Here is a 16,140-nt window from a genome sequence, read left to right on the forward strand (position 1 = left end):
GCGACAGAAAATTCAAAAAATCTAGGAATTACAACAATGAGTCAATATGTAGAAGATTCTGCACTCAGTGCAGCGGGGCGTTTTGGTCGATTATCATTTTTAGCGTGGAACTGTTTGCTCAGCTTGGGGCTTGCAGTACTGATTGCAATTATTGCCGTTGTTGCACCCAATTTATTGCTAGAGCTCGGCTCTGGCTCTATGGGCATCGGCATGATCTTGCTCGTGATCATTTATATCGTTGCGTTCTATTTTAGCTTTATTTTCACCATCCGCCGCTTGCATGACCGCAATCATACTGGCTGGTTATCTTTGCTGATTTTGGTGCCTTTGGTGAATATTATTATGGGTTTATATTTGGTATTTGCACCTGGCGATGATCGTCAAAATAGCTATGGTGCGGTACGTGAAACTGCAGGTTGGGAAAAAGTACTGGCTTGGATTTTTATTGTGCTGATGATTTTGGCGATTATTGGCAGCTTCTTGTCAGGTATATTCAGCAACGTCTAAGCAAAAATATTCCACTTGGTTGATATTTCGAAATAGCCCATCTATTGGGCTATTTTTTCAGGATATTCGCTGCAATCTTTGTCCTGCACAGCATTTTCAATCTTTTAAACTTTGCCAAATTCCGCAAAACGCTTTAGGCTAAAACCGCTTCTTTACCGCTTTGAATGTTATGGATCTCACTCGTCTGCGTACCCTGCCTAGCCCTGATGAAATTCGGCAATTGCCACTGTTTGAAAATATTGCGCGTCAAAATATTGTACTGATTCAAAATCTAGAGCAATGTCTAGCAATTGAAGCTGAACTGAAAACCGCAGCTGTCTTGGGTTTCGATTCTGAATCTAAACCCACGTTTAATGTAGGCGAAGTTTCTACAGGCCCGCATTTAATTCAGCTCGCAACCTTAGAAAAAGCCTATCTATTTCAGCTCAATGATGACATTTGGCAATTTTTGCAGCCAGTTTTTGCCAATCGCGATCAAATTAAAGTAGGTTTTGGGCTGAAAAATGATGCCCATTTATTTCGTAAAAAAGGTATACAACTGAATAGCGTGATTGAACTATCCAAATGTTTTGGCAGTTTTGGTTTTAAAAGTCCGCTTGGGCTTAAAAATGCCATGGCATTATTATTTCACGTTCATTTCCCTAAAAGCCGAAGTATCAGCACCTCAAACTGGGCATGCAAACAGCTCAGTGAAGCACAAATTGCCTATGCTGCCGCCGATGCCTACGCACCTGTGTTGATATTTGAAGAATTGGGGCGTTTGGGTCTATTGCCCGAGCATATCCCAAACAGTTCACTCAAATTGCGGATTCGTCCCTCTAAAACAAAACCTACAACAGATGCTTAGATATTTAACAATACTTTGTTAAGATGCACAGATTGAATTCAATAAGTTTTTGGCAAGGAGCGAAAGCATGCTGATCATCCCTGCAATTGACCTGAAAGATGGCAAATGTGTTCGTTTAAAACAAGGTCGTATGGAAGATGATACTGTATTTTCTGACGATCCAGTGGCGACAGCACAACATTGGGTAAATGAAGGCGCACGTCGCTTGCATTTAGTCGATTTAAACGGCGCTTTCGCAGGTACGCCAATTCATAAACCTGTGGTTGAAGCGATTGCAAAATCACAACCGGATCTTCCAATTCAAATTGGTGGCGGTATTCGTTCACTCGAAACCATCGAACACTATTTGGATGCAGGCGTATCGTTCGTGATTATTGGTACCAAAGCCGTACAAGAGCCTACTTTTGTAGAAGAAGCCTGCAAGAAATTTGCAGGACACATCATTGTCGGCATTGACGCCATGAATGGCATGGTGGCTACTGATGGTTGGGCCAACGTCACAGACGTGAAGGCAACAGATTTAGCTAAGCGTTTTGCCGATGCAGGTGTATCTAGCATTGTTTATACCGATATTGCCCGTGATGGCATGATGCAAGGTGTGAACGTAGAACAAACCGTAAACTTGGCACAATATTCAGGCTTACCTGTGATTGCTTCTGGCGGTGTAACCAATTTAGATGACGTACGCAATCTAAAAGGGCAGCCTGGCATTTTAGGTGCGATTACAGGTCGTGCAATTTACGAAGGTACCTTAAGCCTGCGTGAAGCACAGTTGCTTTTAGATGAGCAATCTTTGTAATTCTGAAGCGCATTTTCAAAGAGGTCTGCGGACCTCTTTTTTATTTTGATTTTATTTTGCTCATCTTAAGTTTTTCATCTCCTACAAATTATATGTCTCAGCTTTCACCAATGCTTCGCAGTAAAGCCCCGCAACTGGCGCTCATTTTGATTACTTTAATTTGGGGTGCAACCTTCATTACCGTGCAATACGGTTTGAATTTCAGCAGTCCCGTACTGTTTGTAGGCTTACGTTTTGCCGCAGCCACTTTGGCTGTGGGATTAATTTCATGGCGAAGCCTACGTGGTTTTAGCCTCGATGAACTCTATGCAGGCTTTGCCATAGGCGCAGTCATTGCGCTAGGTTATGTCACTCAAACCATTGGCTTACAAAGTATCAGCAGTAGCGAATCGGCCTTTTTAACGGCGCTGTATGTCCCGCTTGTACCGCTATTGCTGTGGTTATGCTTTGATCAACGTCCGCATGTCATGACTTGGTTGGGTGCTATTTTGGCATTTGTAGGCTTGGTCTTTTTAACAGGCAATGGCTTAGGCGCAATTCAGTTAAGTTTTGGACAAGCCATTACTTTAATCGGTTCAATTGCGATTGCCTTTGAAATTATTTTAATTAGCTATTTTGCCAATCGGGTCAATTTAAAGCGCGTTACCCTCATCCAACTGGGTTGTGCATCGTTATTGTGTTTTGCGATTGCACCATGGGTTGGAGAAACTCAATTGCCCGAATTTCAGTGGTCACTCCTTGCTGTTTTGCTCGGCTTAGGCATTGCCAGTGCCGTGATTCAATTGGTGATGAACTGGGCGCAACGACAAGTAGACCCTGCGCAAGCTGCTATTATTTATGCAGGTGAGCCTGTTTGGGCCGCATTGATTGGACGTTTGGCAGGCGAGCGCTTGGCAGTTCTGGCGTTGTTCGGTGGACTACTGGTGGTTTTAGGCGTGCTGGTCAGCGAATGGCGACCAAAATTTTTAAAACGAAACACATCATCCCAAAAAGTTGAATGAACAGCATCTAGGCAAGATCGCTCAAAACATCTTAAAAAGACGAACGAACGTGAATTTAATGATACATCGGTAAATTATCATTCACGCGAATTAAACCGCGTATAGCACGGTAAACAATCCATAACCACGAAATAGCAACCACTGCGATACAGAAAAGTGTCGCAGCCAAAGTCATACTGGCAAAGCTTTGCGCATCTGGACTAAAGAACACCAAAAAGAACGGCACAAAGGCCACAATATTCCAAAACAGATACCACCAGAAGCTGCGAATTTGCCAAGTAAAATGACTGGCAAAAATTGAACCTTGTACATCACTACGTTTTAAATAGTTGATGATTAAGGCAATAACGGCCAATATCCCCGCAGAAAAAATCGCCACGATATACAGCACATATAAAATCATGGTCAATGAACGATGTGGGTCTTGATCTACTGAATATGAATGCTCTGCGTCTGACATAATGCACCTGACAAGCCTGTTACTGGAACAATATTCCCAATTAGATGTTAAGCTGATTCAACGGAGAAATCATCCATAAAATCAGAAAGATATTTAAGCCTATCGTACAAAAATAAATCTTACCAAAGGGTTGTTTTTGTGTTTTATGGCGTAATTTTTGTTGTGCCAACCATGCTGCAGGCCAACCCCCTAAAAAAGCCACAATATGCAAGTTATTTTCAGGAATACGACGTCCACCCTGCTGTGCAGCTTCTTTATCTTGTGCATACAGCCAATAACTCAGCGCATTCATCAAACTGATGAATAATAACAACATACCGCTGAGCAATCCCAACAGCGTCAGCAAAGCCAAAGCAACAATATAAGCCACACACAATATTTGCATCGGCTGCATTTTTTGCGTGCTGTTGGACGTTTTCGCACTCACAGCAGATGCCTTTGCTGCTTTGGTCTGCGAAGCTTTTAAATACACCGCTTGCTGCGCTCGGTAACGTCCGCGCTCATCCACAGTTACGGTATATTCCAAGGCACAGCCCACAATTGGACGTGGCCCTTGTCGGGCGAAGTCCTTAATGTGTAAAAACACGCGATCTTTTTGGTGGTCATTCGGCTGAATAAACCCATAACCCTGCTCATCAAACCATTCGACTAAACGCCCTTGATCACGCATGTTCTATATCCCTCAAGCTGTCACAAACTTTAAGCGTTCAATCAGCATATTCCGCATTTCATCTGGATTTTTCTGCAAAATATCTGCGCCTGTCCGCCCTTCTGCCGCATTTTTAGCAGCCACCTGCAAACGCATTAACCAAAAACGTCCTGCCGCCATTGCCAAATACAGTTCCAAACAGGCTTTTTCGTCTTGGGTTAAAGGACGCACCGTTTCGTAGGCATTTAAAAATGCAATCGCCTTGCTTTCATTTAAGCTCAGCTCAGGAAAATCGGTACAAAAATCATTCAGCGTAATCGCAATATCAAACAGCAATTCATCTTGATTTAATTCATAAAAATCTAAAATGCCTTGCAACTGATCATCTGCAAACAAGGTATTGTCACGGAATAAATCCGAGTGAATAAAACCTTTGGGACGCTGCGGATAGACTGCGGTTAAAGCTTCATACAAGCCCAAAAGTTTGGACAGTAAGGCTTGATCGGCCACATGCATGCTTGGTTTTAATTGGCGTGCGGCCCCTGCCCAATAAGCATGATCACGTACATGATCGCGCTGCAAAGGAAAATTTTGTAAGGCCACATGCATTTTGGCTTGTGCAATCGCAATCGCTTCCACTTGCGCCACTGTTGCCAGTGTCGGATGCTGCCCAATTAAACGCGGTGCAATTTGTGCAGGTTTTTCTTTTAATTGGTGAATGGCTTGTCCCGAATAGGATAAAGGCACTGCCACAGGCAAACCCGCTTGCCCCAAATGCTGCAATACAGGAATTAATTCACCTGCCGCTTGCTGATCTAATTCTTCAAAAATGGTCAGCACGTACTCGTTTTGATTGTCGCAGCGCAAAAAATAATTGGTATTTTGAATCCCCCCTTGAATGGGAATCAGCTCGACCACCTCCAATCCATAAGGCGCTGCAAAGACCTGAACTTCCTTTAAAGTCAAAGGAGTATAAACCGACATAGAAAACCTGCGAAAAACCTGAGCTAAGTTTGATAGAATACCCGCTCCATCTGCCAAGGTGTAGCGCTTGTGTGGGTGAGTTTCATAATCGGCTGTAATAATTGGAAAAATTTATGCTAGCGAAACGTATTATTCCTTGCCTAGACGTAGATAATGGTCGCGTGGTTAAGGGCGTGCAATTCCTTGATATTCGTGATGCGGGCGACCCTGTCGAAGTGGCGCGTCGTTATAATGAACAAGGTGCCGATGAAATCACCTTTTTAGACATTACCGCTACCCATCATGGTCGTGATACGACTTATCGTACCGTAGAACGTATGGCAGAAACCGTGTTCGTGCCCCTCACCGTTGGTGGTGGCGTGCGTAAGGTTGAGGACATCCGCCTGTTACTTAACGCAGGTGCAGATAAAGTCAGCATTAACTCTGCAGCCGTCTTTAACCCTGAATTTGTGCAAGAAGCCTCACAGCGTTTTGGCGCGCAATGTATTGTGGTTGCCATTGATGCGAAAAAAACGGGTGATAACAAATGGGAAATTTTCACCCACGGTGGTCGTAAACCAACCGGTATTGATGCCATTGAATGGGCAGTGAAAATGGCAGACTATGGCGCAGGTGAGCTATTGGTCACCTCAATGGATGCCGATGGCACCAAGGCAGGCTATGACTTGGCGCTCATGCGTGCCATCAATGACCGTGTAACTGTACCCACCATTGCGTCTGGCGGTGTAGGTAATTTACAGCACTTGGCAGATGGTATTTTAAAAGGCGGTGCAGATGCGGTACTAGCTGCCTCAATTTTCCACTTTGGTCAGCACACTATTCCAGAAGCCAAACAATATTTGGCAGCGCAAGGCATTGAAATGCGTTTGTAATTTCTAAAACAAAACTGTTTTGGACTTTAGTTTTTGAGCTTTAAAAGTGTAATCTTCGGGTTACACTTTTTTATTTAGCCCAAAATACAGGCAGAAAAAAAGGAGTCCGAATGCCACTACTGTCCCATATTTCGCTTTAAGAACCCCTTGTGTTCCATAGATACCCGTCAATATTGAGCTGACGTTTTCCTTATCTGGATGAGTCAAAGTTCAGGACTCAAAAAGCCAGCATGAAATTCAGTAAAGGATTGAATCACAGTCATCATACTCATAAGCTTATTGCAGTTGAAAATGGTGAAGAAAATGACAGGGTACAAGGCTGTAAATTCCAGTTTCCCTCTGGGAGCCTTTGATATAAAGGGATAGAATCTGGCTATCCATTCGCGTGATAGCCTTGCGAAGTCGTGCTTCTCTTTCTTTTTAAACAGCTGTGACTGAAGTGTGTCATCACGATCTCCTGGTGTCGTGATCTGAATCTCACCATCATCCGTAAGGTCTTACTTGAATGACCATTGCGAGCATTAGAACCGCGCTTACGAGCTTTCTTTCATGTCCGAGGTGTAGGGTAAGTCCGGCATTGAGAGCCGCTAAAATAGTCAGTTTAGTCAACAATCGGCTGAATGGATTTAGATCATCTTCTGTTTTTATGGATTTAGCAAATTCTGCTATAAGGTCATTTAATTTTTGTTCTTCCAACATGATGCCTGACTTCGTTGTGACTATGAACATATAAAATTCAATCAATTACGCAATTTTATTTACAATCTCGTCTTCGACAAACTCACTATGATTCACTGTATGTTCTTAGTTTCTTGGCAAGAAATGCGATCAATGTCTGGTTATTTGTAGTCATAAAATTGAGTCGCCTGTTTTTTAAAGGGGATTGAATTAAGGCTTATAGGATGAATTCGTAAGATTGTGTTCAGCGAACGCTTACGCTTTAGTTACCGCTATGCTGAAGTGGCTGAATAAATTGCCCCTTTAAATATAAACAGCCCTCAATAGAGAGCTGTTTTTAGTATTCACCACGCTTGATGGTTGATTGATCGCGAATGCAATGTGTCTAAACCTATTCTATTCATTCATACTGCACCGCCATGTAAATCTTTATTTACGCTGTGGCTCGTCAGCCCACCGTGCATAACTCTTCGTGCTTTTCAACAAAACGCCCGCTTGTTTTGCAGCGACGCCACTATAGTCCTGAGAGAAACTATCTGAATTTTCATCAAAACTCACACCATCAAATAATGGGAAAGTTCCGGCTTTTTTCTGAATCACCACATCATCAATCATCCAGCCGCGGAAACCATTATAAAGTCCATCGACCGTTCTAAATTGGAATTTCAGCTGAACATTGGCCTTGCCTGCATATTCATCTAATGAAATTGCTTCTTGCTGAACAGCAGCCGGTGCGAGGTTAAAGCCTAAATTACTGTATGGAATCGGCGCGCGATCATATGCAGAAGATGGATCTGCCAGCGGGTTTAATCGAGCCAAAGTCTTAAAACTGTTACCGCCGTCGGTAGAAACTAAAATATTCATCAAATCAAACCCCTGATTATTTGGATTGACTGACTCAATTTCCCACCATGTTTTAAAGCTTAAACTCAAAGGCGCCTGATACTGGCTTAGATTAATCACAGGTGAAATCAATTCTCCCCTATTGTCATGCTGCGAGGTGCCGCCATCAAACTCTGGAGCCGTAGATGAATCACTTAAAGCACCAATAAAGTTGCCATTTACTTTGTCACCATACCAATATGCCGTATTACCTTGCAGTGGCTCAGGTACCTTGCCTTGACTTTGGTCATTTGGCGCTAAGCGCACACGCTGATTCACTTGATTATTACGAATATTGTGACCTTTGTTTAGCAGCTGCCAATCGACATTCGCCACACTTGGCTGTGAGCTTGTCCATGCATTGCGAGTAGTAGAGTCCGCTTCAAAAGTTTCACGCCATACCGCATCTGCAGATGTCGTTTCAGGCAGCACTTCAAATTGATAGCCCGATGCAGAAGAAGCAATGACCGTAACTTTTTTTGTCATGGTATTAGTTCCTGCACTGCTAATAGTGAGCGTGGCATTTTTCAATGCTTCAAGCAGAGTATTGGAGACGTTAAATGAAAGCGTGAAATAACCATTAGCATCGGTAATTGCACTAACAAATGCACCATTGGTCGCAGCACCGCCAGATAATGCGACTTGCGCATTCGCTAAAGGCTTTCCTTTATAAATGACCTGACCAGACAACGTACCGACTACTGCATCATTGACAGGTGCATCACTTAAGGTCTGACAGTCTTGGTCTAAGCAGTTGAGGACAACATTCAACACAATGCTCTTATTGGTATTTTTAGGATGGATCAAGAATGCCGAAACTGCAGACTGTCCATTTTTAGTGACCAAAACATAATATGTGCCTGCAGCCAATTTAGGCAGTTTAACGATGCCTTGAGCATTAGCAAGGTAACTTTGACCTTTAAAATGAGTCGCTGTCGGTAAACTATTGATCGGTGGAAATAGCTGTTCAGAATCATCTGCTGTACTTGCATTTGTTGCTGTTTTCAAACTACTTGCTTGTAATTTCTTCCACTCTTCGTCACTTAAAATCTGAATCGACGCAGCATTTAAGGTAAGGTTATTCACATCCAACAGCGTCAGCTCTTCTACACTTTTTTGAACCATAGCCTCGGCAACTGGCTCTGATGGTACTGGTACGTTTCCTGTTTCATCACTGTCACTACCGCCACATGCTGTTAAACCTAAGACACCCGTGACCATCATTATTTTTACAAATGCTCTATTTTTCATCTATTCTGCCCTCTGGATTTTGTATTTTAAAATTTTATCTCTACTTAGAACTTTGCCAGCCCAAACATACTGGTCAATATTCCAGCAAAATAATACCCAATTTCAACCAAATGCGCAAATTTCACATTTTATATTTTTTATAGTTTTTTTCTCTATTTTTTTAGTTAATGTATAGCCAAATGGGCTTTGTTCCACAAAGATTTGAAAGACAAAGTACCCCGAAATGAACCAAATTTAAGGCGTAACTTGGGTAAGTGCTCTACCTAATTGCTTACATCTGTTGAGGACTGCTACAAGTGCATGCATCTTAGTTTCAACCCAACTGCGCCGATGATAGCCTGATCATTTTTCCATAGTGTCCTACCTGAGATTAACTGTTCGAAGTCATTTATCTCGCTCTAGCGAGCTGCTCTTTGTATCTTTGTATGCTTTCTCATTTTCTAGGTGGAATCACCGCATGCGCTTAACGCCTTATTGTTATGGATAAAATCCACCATTATTTGTGTGGGCGGTCGAGCTCCGCCTGGGCGAAAAAAGCAGCTGCTTTACGTAGAATTTCATTCGCACGTTGCAGTTCTTTATTTTCGCGTTCCAGTTGTTTGATACGTTCTTGGTCTGAAAGCTGCTGTACTTTAACTGGATTTTGTTTATCTAAATATTTTTGATACCAAACACGTAGTGTTTCAGGAGTACAGCCAATCTTAGGAGCGATTGCTGTGATTGCAGCCCAATACGATGGATAATCTTTTTCGGATTCAATCAATAATTGAACCGCTCTTTCTCTGATTTCAGGGGTATATTTTAATTTTGTCATCGGGACACTACGCTTCGCTACGTCTTGCGAAGCAATGCTTCTCATCTCAGAATATTGACTCTCCGACAAATCCGGTACGGTACAGTATCCCTCGCGTTCGGTCTGACCGTATTAACCGCGGCCTATGCACTTGGGCACATTTCAGGTGGTCAATTTAACCCTGCAGTCAGTATTGGTTTGTGGGCAGGTGGACGTTTTGAAGCCAAAGAACTCGCACCGTATATTATTTCACAAATTATTGGTGCGACTCTGGCCGCACTGGTGTTGTATCTGATTGTACAGGGTCAGGCAGGTTTTGCAGGCACAGGCGGTTTCGCGACCAACGGTTATGGTGATTTATCTCCAGGAAAATATGCCCTCAGTTCAGTATTATTGATTGAAGTGGTACTCACTGCTGGCTTTTTGATGGTGATTATGGGTGCAACCGCCAAACGTGCACCTGCAGGTTTTGCTCCAATTGCAATTGGTTTGGCACTGACCTTAATCCATCTGATCAGTATTCCTGTAACCAATACTTCCGTGAACCCTGCACGTAGTACAGGTGTGGCGTTCTTTGCTGAAACTGCAGCACTCAGCCAGCTTTGGGCTTTCTGGGTTGCACCGATTGTAGGTGCGGTGATTGGTGCGGTGCTGTATCGCGCTATGGCAAAAGCTGAAGACTGATCTTCAAAACTTTAAATCCACAGCTTTTCAAGATGTCTGGGATTTATCTAAAAACACACAAAACAACAAAGCCCGTTCAAGCGTTTGAGCGGGCTTTTTAATGGCTTAGATGAGCAGATTAAAGTAGATTTAATATCTTGAGATGGCATCCATTATAAAAATGGATTTTCAATTTCACCCGCTTCGGGACGATCTAACTTTTCAGGCAGATTCGGAGTCTGCTCCAAAGTTGCAACAACTTCATTCAAAAAAGCCTGTAGTGCTTTGGCTGCCTGTAAACCCGCCTGATCTTTGCTGATTTGCAAATTGCCATACACATTGATGCAATCTAAATCATTTTCTAAGGTTAAGTCATGAATCGCATGTGATTCAGTCCCATTTTGAAACGGTTTAAACATTGAATTCACCTTAGCATGAAGGATGCAATATCCATCATCTTAACCCAGTTTAAGATTTCAACAACTGTAAAATATATTGCAATAAAGCTTCAATCAATTGCTTCACAATTGCATCTTGGGTATCTGCATCAATGCTAGCACCCGATGCAGGACTACTGCCTGAGCGTTTAAATTCGGTTTGCAAGGCTTGTAATTGCTCAGCAGATACATCTTCTGCGCACTGGCTTTCTGCATCCCAATGTGAGTAGGCAATCGGTGTATTGGCTTTTACAGCATTTGCAGTCAAAGGCAATTTATAGGTATTGCGCTTTTGTTCTTCACTTAATTGTGGGAATAAATTAATGCCCAACTGTTCTTCTAAATAGCAGACACTCACCACTTGCACCTGTAACGAGTCGTTATTGGGCGCGTAATAAGCCCCTATCGCGCCTGTTTTGGGCATATACACAGCTTTATACACCGCAGTCGGCACAATAACGCCCTGCCCAATGGTTTTTAGACGCTTGGCATTAAAACTTGGCCCCGTAATCACATACACATCTTGCTTTTGCTTAGTCACCACCGCTCGGGTGGCTTCTTCAAGTTCACGCCAGACCTGCTGATTATTTTTAGGGGCTTGCGGCACCATATTTGCCAAAGAAAAACTGTCAAACTGGGCTGCCAAGTTGGTCATGTCGGCATTCGGTGCCATGTGTCCACGGTCATAACCCGAACCACGATAATCCAGCAAAGTCGCACGATGCTCGGCTTTGACGCGCGGTTCTTCGTGAAAGTTATCTTCACGTGGAATCCGCTGACTCAAACGCGCTGGTGTTAAGGCTTCTGCCACCCATAACGGGGTTTTGGATACCCCTGAATACATCACATTAAAGTCATTAAAACACAGCGGATAGCTGTCTTTTTGCAGGCTATTTTTCAGTAAATAGGGCGGCGTTTCTCGATAGAACTGGGTTAGGCAAGCACTATTTCCTGAACTCGGCACCAGTGAAGTCCACTGGCTAATTTTTTCTTGACCAAAAGCAATCACAAAACTCCCTGTTGCCACTACACCGAGTAGCACTTTCAAGCTGTTTTGATTGAAAATTTGAGTCCAAATGTTGTTGGAATTGCGCCGTTTTCTTGCCATAACCGTTACTGTGACTTCGCTCTAAATCCGCAGAGTTTGCCCGAGCTTAACAATCCACTCACAGCTTGTATATGAAGCACCTCTTGTTCGTCTAACAATTAAACAAAACCCGCGCCATAACACCACAAAAGCCATACACAGCCTGAGTTTTAAGCACTTTTGACATCAGTCTAGATCAAGTTTGGTAGATTTGATTGCATCCGTTTTAGCGAATCTGCCAAGCTAAATACACCTTAAAGACATCGCTCAGCGACACCCAAGCGCATTGCGCTGCTCTAGCTGGATGTCATTGACGATTTAAATTGGTTTTAACTTTATTTTTGCGATTTTTGATGGAGAAATACATGCGTTTTCATCTTTTTGCTTGTGCTTTGGTTGGTAGCAGTATCAGCATTTCTGCCTTTGCCGAACCACCCATTCAAGCAGGTGATACTTTAGAAAGTTTATCTAAAGTCAAAATAAGCACCACGATTAATGGGCAAGCAGGCTCACTACAAGAATTAATCGCCAATGGTCAGATACGCATTGTACCGAGTACAGATACAAACTTAACAAGTCCAGCAGAAAATATAGCGCAACAGCCTGCAAACCAAATTTCAGCCGAACAAGCCAATCTGGCTCAAGACAATGTACCGATGACGATGCCTGTCGGGACTGAATCCGAACTGCAACACGCAGCGCAGGCAGAGCAAGTGAGCGAACAACACATACAAGCCACCTCTGCGCCATTATTGTCATCTTCAGCCGATTTACCTGTAAATGCTGGCGATGATGTGGATGTCACCGCAGAAGCGCTAAATGCTGCACCACAAAACCCTGCTGCATCTGAACAAGCAGCAGTCAATCTGCCCACGACTGAACGGCTTGAAACCACAGCACCTGCGGCACAGGGCGCAGATGTAAACGATATAGATTTAAGCCATCTACAACCAAGTGATACGGAACAATAAGATCTGTTTAAGACCAATCTTGAGCTAAAAATAAAAAACCAGCACTTTATAATGCTGGTTTTTTAAAATCTATTGAGCAGTTTTTAAATTTCGATTTGACTACCCAATTCCACCACACGGTTGGTTGGAATTTGATAGAAATCACTCACAGGACTGGTATTGCGCTGCATTGAAATAAACAGTTTTTCACGCCACGGTGACATGCCATCGCCCACCGTATGCACAATTCGATCACGCGAAATAAAGAAGCTCATTTGCATCATATCGAATTCAAACTCAAGCTGTTCATAGGCTTGTTTCAAGGCATTTGGAATATTTGGCTGATCTTTAAAACCGTAATACATGGCAATCCGATAAAAACGATCATCCAGTTTTTCGACTTGAATCCGATCTTGCTGCGCCACAAATGGAATATCACGCGTGATGACCGTTACCATGATATTGCGTTCATGTAAGACCTTGTTGTGCTTAATATTATGCAACATGGCATGTGGCACAATGTTAGGCGTACCTGTCAAGAAAATCGCATCGCCAGGGACAAATTTGGTTTCATTGCCCATACTAATACTGTGAATGAATAGGTCTATCGGCAAGGCATCTTTTTCCAAACGATTGAAAACCAATGCACGACCATCTTTCCACGTCATTAAAATGGTATACATGATGGCGCCAATTAAAATTGGCACCCATCCCCCTGACACAATTTTGAGCGAGGTCGAAGCCACAAAAATTAAATCTAGGGTTAAAAATGGCACTGCAAAAAGGGCAACTTTCCACATCGGCCAACGCCAAAAACCATAGGCCAGCACTGAAATTAAAATCGTGCCACACAGCATGGTCATGGTCACTGCCACGCCATAAGCACTGGCAAGTCTGGCACTATTTTCAAATAATAAAATTAAGATAAGCACCGAAATAAATAAGGCCCAGTTAATGAATGGCAAATAGATTTGACCACGTTCAACATCGGACGTGTGACGTACAGTCAGGCGTGGTAAATAACGCAATTGAATGGCCTGATTGACCATTGAAAATACCCCTGTGATCACCGCTTGAGAAGCGATCACCGCTGCAGCTGTGGCTAAACCAATCATCGGGTATAAGCCCCATTCAGGCACCAACATATAGAACGGATTTTCAATCGCTGCAGGGTTACGTAGCAATAATGCCCCTTGTCCTGCGTAATTCAATAACAAGCAAGGTAAGACAATCAAAAACCACGCGAGGCGAATAGGCATCCGCCCAAAATGCCCCATATCGGCATAGAGTGCTTCGCCACCAGTCATGGTCAAAATCACCGCACCCATGGTGAGAAATGCAACAAAGGGTTGCTCTACTACAAAGTTAAACGCCCAGTGTGGACTGACCATGGCCAATACAAACGGGGTTTGGATGATACTGAGCAGCCCTGCGCCACCAATGGCTAAAAACCACAGCAAAGTCAGTGGGCCAAAAAATTTGCCCATAGTGCCTGTACCATGACGCTGCACAATGAACAGTCCTGCCAAAATACCAATGGAGAGCGGTACGAGCCATTGATTAAAGATAGGCGTGGCAATACTTAGTCCTTCAATGGCAGACAATACTGAAATGGCGGGGGTGATAATGCCATCGCCAAAGAACAGGGATGCACCAATAAAGCCAAGTGCGATCAGGAAGATTTTTTTGTCTTCGGCAATACGGGTGGTGCGAAGGTTCAATGCCAATAATGACATGATCCCGCCTTCGCCATTGTTATCGGCACGCATAATAATGGTGACGTATTTGAAGCTGATGGTGAGCATCATGCACCAGAAAATCAGGGATAAAATTCCCAATACACTGGCTTGGGTAATTGCAAGATGCGCCGTTAAAAAAGTTTGTCTGAAGGCATACAGAGGACTGGTTCCGATATCCCCAAATACAACTCCGAGTGCAGCCAAGGTAATGACGGGTAAGGCTGCTTTTTTTGCAGTACTTTGCATAGGTGTCTTCGATTTAGACGGTATTTTTGAGAATCATAGCACTACGCTGAAAGTTTTTCTCTAAATCAAATTTTTCAACTTGGCTTTGTACTATTTTTTGGTTATTATCCACCGCCTATGGTGAAGTGTCCGAGTGGCTGAAGGAGCACGCCTGGAAAGTGTGTATACGTTAATAGCGTATCGAGGGTTCGAATCCCTCTTTCACCGCCAAACATTATTCTCATGAAGTCTCATGTGATCTTAAAAAGCTTAAATCTAAAGGGTTTAAGCCTTTTTTTACGCCTGTACACTACGGCGTAAAACTGTGGCATATCAACAACTTTGTTGGCATCACCCTCTTATCAAACCACACACCAAAAAAACCACTGCTCAATCTTCCAGATCAACACAGCGGTTTTAAACTCATCTTTTACAGATCAGTCACATCTTACATTTTCTTTTCTTCAATATTTAACGCATTGATTGCCAATACCGCCTGAGTACGATTTTGCACACCCAATTTACGGAAAATTGCGGTCACATGCGCTTTAATCGTCGCTTCAGAAACATCTAATTCATAGGCAATTTGCTTATTCAACAAACCTTCTGCCACCATCATCAATACACGGAATTGCTGTGGTGTTAAAGACTGAATACGTTCAGCCAAAGCTGTTTCATCTGCAGCGCGAGGGTCAAAGTTAACATTCGCAGCCAAGTTTGGCGGCAACCAAATCTCACCTTCTAAAACTTGACGAATTGCTTCACCAATATGGCTCGGATGTGCCGATTTTGGGATATAACCCATCGCCCCATGCGCAATTGAACGTTGAATAATCGATGCTTCTTCGTGAGCGGACACCACAATAATTGGGATAGATGGATATTGCGCACGCACATGCACCAATGCAGAAAAGCCCGATGCCCCTGGTAAATTCAAGTCCAATAAAACAAGATCAGGCTCAGGTCCATTTTCCAAACGTTCGTACAATTCATTAACTGCAGCAGTTTCATGAATTTGAGCTTGCGGTAAGCTATAACGAACCGCCTGAATTAAGGCATGGCGAAACAGCGGATGATCATCAACGATTAATATATTCATAACAGACGTGAGAGATCTTGGGCACAGTTGTTATATTCTAACCATACAAAGACAATTAAGGATATGCAAGACATGACTTTTTTGCATTTATTGTGCAATTAATCACAGAAAAGCGTTTATTTTTTATGTTTTCAGCGCTCAGTCAAAAAGGTTGATCATTTTGTGGATTTTTTAATCAGTTTTATTTTACAACCAAAACGCTCAAAACAAGATGTAA

At 43.0% G+C, this 16,140-nt stretch carries 15 protein-coding genes, 1 tRNA gene and 3 pseudogenes; 8 read left to right on the top strand and 11 right to left on the bottom strand.

Going from position 1 to position 16,140, the window contains the following annotated elements:
• Positions 1-36 precede the first annotated feature (36 nt).
• From E0H79_RS01210 to E0H79_RS01225, 4 genes are all read left to right on the top strand, one after another.
• Positions 37-507 carry a DUF805 domain-containing protein gene (locus tag E0H79_RS01210; RefSeq protein WP_004974398.1) on the top strand — a complete coding sequence of 157 codons (471 nt, stop codon included), beginning with the start codon at positions 37-39 and terminating at the stop codon, positions 505-507.
• Between the two features lie 169 nt (positions 508-676).
• On the top strand, positions 677-1,354 hold the full coding sequence (locus E0H79_RS01215) for a hypothetical protein (protein ID WP_004974396.1): 678 nt from the start codon (positions 677-679) through the stop codon (positions 1,352-1,354).
• Positions 1,355-1,421: 67 nt separating this feature from the next.
• Complete coding sequence (gene hisA, locus E0H79_RS01220) at positions 1,422-2,153, top strand: 1-(5-phosphoribosyl)-5-[(5-phosphoribosylamino)methylideneamino]imidazole-4-carboxamide isomerase (RefSeq protein ID WP_004974395.1); 732 nt, start codon at positions 1,422-1,424, stop codon at positions 2,151-2,153.
• 92 nt (positions 2,154-2,245) lie between these two features.
• Positions 2,246-3,154 carry a DMT family transporter gene (locus E0H79_RS01225; protein ID WP_131260653.1) on the top strand — a complete coding sequence of 303 codons (909 nt, stop codon included), beginning with the start codon at positions 2,246-2,248 and terminating at the stop codon, positions 3,152-3,154.
• A gap of 55 nt (positions 3,155-3,209) precedes the next feature.
• On the opposite strand, the gene E0H79_RS01230 is transcribed toward E0H79_RS01225, so the two are convergent.
• From E0H79_RS01230 to E0H79_RS01240, 3 genes are read right to left on the bottom strand one after another with little or no spacing between them, the layout of a single operon-like run.
• A complete protein-coding gene (locus E0H79_RS01230) occupies positions 3,210-3,614 on the bottom strand; it encodes a DUF4870 family protein (protein ID WP_004974391.1) in 405 nt (134 codons plus the stop codon).
• A gap of 40 nt (positions 3,615-3,654) precedes the next feature.
• A complete protein-coding gene (locus tag E0H79_RS01235) occupies positions 3,655-4,284 on the bottom strand; it encodes a DUF1294 domain-containing protein (RefSeq protein WP_131260654.1) in 630 nt (209 codons plus the stop codon).
• 12 nt (positions 4,285-4,296) lie between these two features.
• Entirely contained in the window at positions 4,297-5,247 is a 951-nt protein-coding gene (locus tag E0H79_RS01240; RefSeq protein WP_131260655.1) for a homoserine kinase, read from the bottom strand.
• Between the two features lie 113 nt (positions 5,248-5,360).
• Between E0H79_RS01240 and hisF the strand changes: the two genes are divergently transcribed.
• Positions 5,361-6,119, top strand: a complete 759-nt coding sequence (hisF, locus tag E0H79_RS01245; RefSeq protein ID WP_004974384.1) for an imidazole glycerol phosphate synthase subunit HisF — start codon at positions 5,361-5,363, stop codon at positions 6,117-6,119.
• 345 nt (positions 6,120-6,464) lie between these two features.
• Here the strand turns inward: hisF and E0H79_RS01250 are convergent.
• The 4 genes and pseudogenes from E0H79_RS01250 to E0H79_RS01265 all read right to left on the bottom strand — a co-directional run.
• A pseudogene (locus E0H79_RS01250) lies at positions 6,465-6,815 on the bottom strand (transposase); the annotation flags it as partial.
• Positions 6,816-7,226: 411 nt separating this feature from the next.
• Entirely contained in the window at positions 7,227-8,930 is a 1,704-nt protein-coding gene (locus tag E0H79_RS01255) for a carboxypeptidase regulatory-like domain-containing protein (protein ID WP_131260656.1), read from the bottom strand.
• 234 nt (positions 8,931-9,164) lie between these two features.
• A pseudogene (locus E0H79_RS01260) lies at positions 9,165-9,393 on the bottom strand (IS5/IS1182 family transposase); the annotation flags it as partial.
• 1 nt (position 9,394) lies between these two features.
• A pseudogene (locus E0H79_RS01265) lies at positions 9,395-9,744 on the bottom strand (transposase); the annotation flags it as partial.
• 54 nt (positions 9,745-9,798) lie between these two features.
• Between E0H79_RS01265 and aqpZ the strand changes: the two are divergent.
• A complete protein-coding gene (gene aqpZ, locus E0H79_RS01270; protein WP_373686452.1) occupies positions 9,799-10,407 on the top strand; it encodes an aquaporin Z in 609 nt (202 codons plus the stop codon).
• Between the two features lie 152 nt (positions 10,408-10,559).
• Here the strand turns inward: aqpZ and E0H79_RS01275 are convergent, their stop codons facing one another.
• Both E0H79_RS01275 and E0H79_RS01280 read right to left on the bottom strand, forming a co-directional pair.
• Positions 10,560-10,805, bottom strand: coding sequence for a hypothetical protein (locus tag E0H79_RS01275; protein ID WP_004974374.1), 246 nt, complete (start codon positions 10,803-10,805; stop codon positions 10,560-10,562).
• A 49-nt stretch (positions 10,806-10,854) separates the two neighbouring features.
• Positions 10,855-11,931 carry a DNA/RNA non-specific endonuclease gene (locus E0H79_RS01280; RefSeq protein ID WP_004974371.1) on the bottom strand — a complete coding sequence of 359 codons (1,077 nt, stop codon included), beginning with the start codon at positions 11,929-11,931 and terminating at the stop codon, positions 10,855-10,857.
• A 344-nt stretch (positions 11,932-12,275) separates the two neighbouring features.
• Between E0H79_RS01280 and E0H79_RS01285 the strand changes: the two genes are divergently transcribed.
• Positions 12,276-12,881, top strand: coding sequence for a hypothetical protein (locus E0H79_RS01285; protein WP_004974369.1), 606 nt, complete (start codon positions 12,276-12,278; stop codon positions 12,879-12,881).
• 83 nt (positions 12,882-12,964) lie between these two features.
• Here the strand turns inward: E0H79_RS01285 and E0H79_RS01290 are convergent, their stop codons facing one another.
• Positions 12,965-14,845 (bottom strand): potassium transporter Kup, encoded by a 1,881-nt coding sequence (locus E0H79_RS01290; protein WP_004974367.1) that lies wholly within the window; start codon positions 14,843-14,845, stop codon positions 12,965-12,967.
• Positions 14,846-14,964: 119 nt separating this feature from the next.
• Here E0H79_RS01290 and E0H79_RS01295 point away from each other — a divergent pair.
• Positions 14,965-15,055, top strand: a tRNA-Ser gene (locus E0H79_RS01295).
• A 217-nt stretch (positions 15,056-15,272) separates the two neighbouring features.
• Here the strand turns inward: E0H79_RS01295 and E0H79_RS01300 are convergent.
• A complete protein-coding gene (locus tag E0H79_RS01300) occupies positions 15,273-15,923 on the bottom strand; it encodes a response regulator (protein ID WP_004974358.1) in 651 nt (216 codons plus the stop codon).
• Between the last annotated feature and the right edge of the window lie 217 nt (positions 15,924-16,140).

Source organism: Acinetobacter sp. ANC 5045 (genome assembly GCF_004331005.1).
Classification (GTDB): Bacteria; Pseudomonadota; Gammaproteobacteria; order Pseudomonadales; family Moraxellaceae; genus Acinetobacter; species Acinetobacter towneri.

Coding starts and splice junctions, on each gene's coding strand:
- hisA (WP_004974395.1), top strand. CDS start 1,422: ATGCTGATCATCCCTGCAATTGACCTGAAAGATGGCAAATGTGTTCGT.
- E0H79_RS01275 (WP_004974374.1), bottom strand. CDS start 10,805: ATGTTTAAACCGTTTCAAAATGGGACTGAATCACATGCGATTCATGAC.
- E0H79_RS01290 (WP_004974367.1), bottom strand. CDS start 14,845: ATGCAAAGTACTGCAAAAAAAGCAGCCTTACCCGTCATTACCTTGGCT.
- E0H79_RS01285 (WP_004974369.1), top strand. CDS start 12,276: ATGCGTTTTCATCTTTTTGCTTGTGCTTTGGTTGGTAGCAGTATCAGC.
- E0H79_RS01300 (WP_004974358.1), bottom strand. CDS start 15,923: ATGAATATATTAATCGTTGATGATCATCCGCTGTTTCGCCATGCCTTA.
- E0H79_RS01255 (WP_131260656.1), bottom strand. CDS start 8,930: ATGAAAAATAGAGCATTTGTAAAAATAATGATGGTCACGGGTGTCTTA.
- E0H79_RS01235 (WP_131260654.1), bottom strand. CDS start 4,284: ATGCGTGATCAAGGGCGTTTAGTCGAATGGTTTGATGAGCAGGGTTAT.
- E0H79_RS01280 (WP_004974371.1), bottom strand. CDS start 11,931: ATGGCAAGAAAACGGCGCAATTCCAACAACATTTGGACTCAAATTTTC.
- E0H79_RS01230 (WP_004974391.1), bottom strand. CDS start 3,614: ATGTCAGACGCAGAGCATTCATATTCAGTAGATCAAGACCCACATCGT.
- E0H79_RS01225 (WP_131260653.1), top strand. CDS start 2,246: ATGTCTCAGCTTTCACCAATGCTTCGCAGTAAAGCCCCGCAACTGGCG.
- hisF (WP_004974384.1), top strand. CDS start 5,361: ATGCTAGCGAAACGTATTATTCCTTGCCTAGACGTAGATAATGGTCGC.
- E0H79_RS01240 (WP_131260655.1), bottom strand. CDS start 5,247: ATGTCGGTTTATACTCCTTTGACTTTAAAGGAAGTTCAGGTCTTTGCA.
- E0H79_RS01215 (WP_004974396.1), top strand. CDS start 677: ATGGATCTCACTCGTCTGCGTACCCTGCCTAGCCCTGATGAAATTCGG.
- E0H79_RS01210 (WP_004974398.1), top strand. CDS start 37: ATGAGTCAATATGTAGAAGATTCTGCACTCAGTGCAGCGGGGCGTTTT.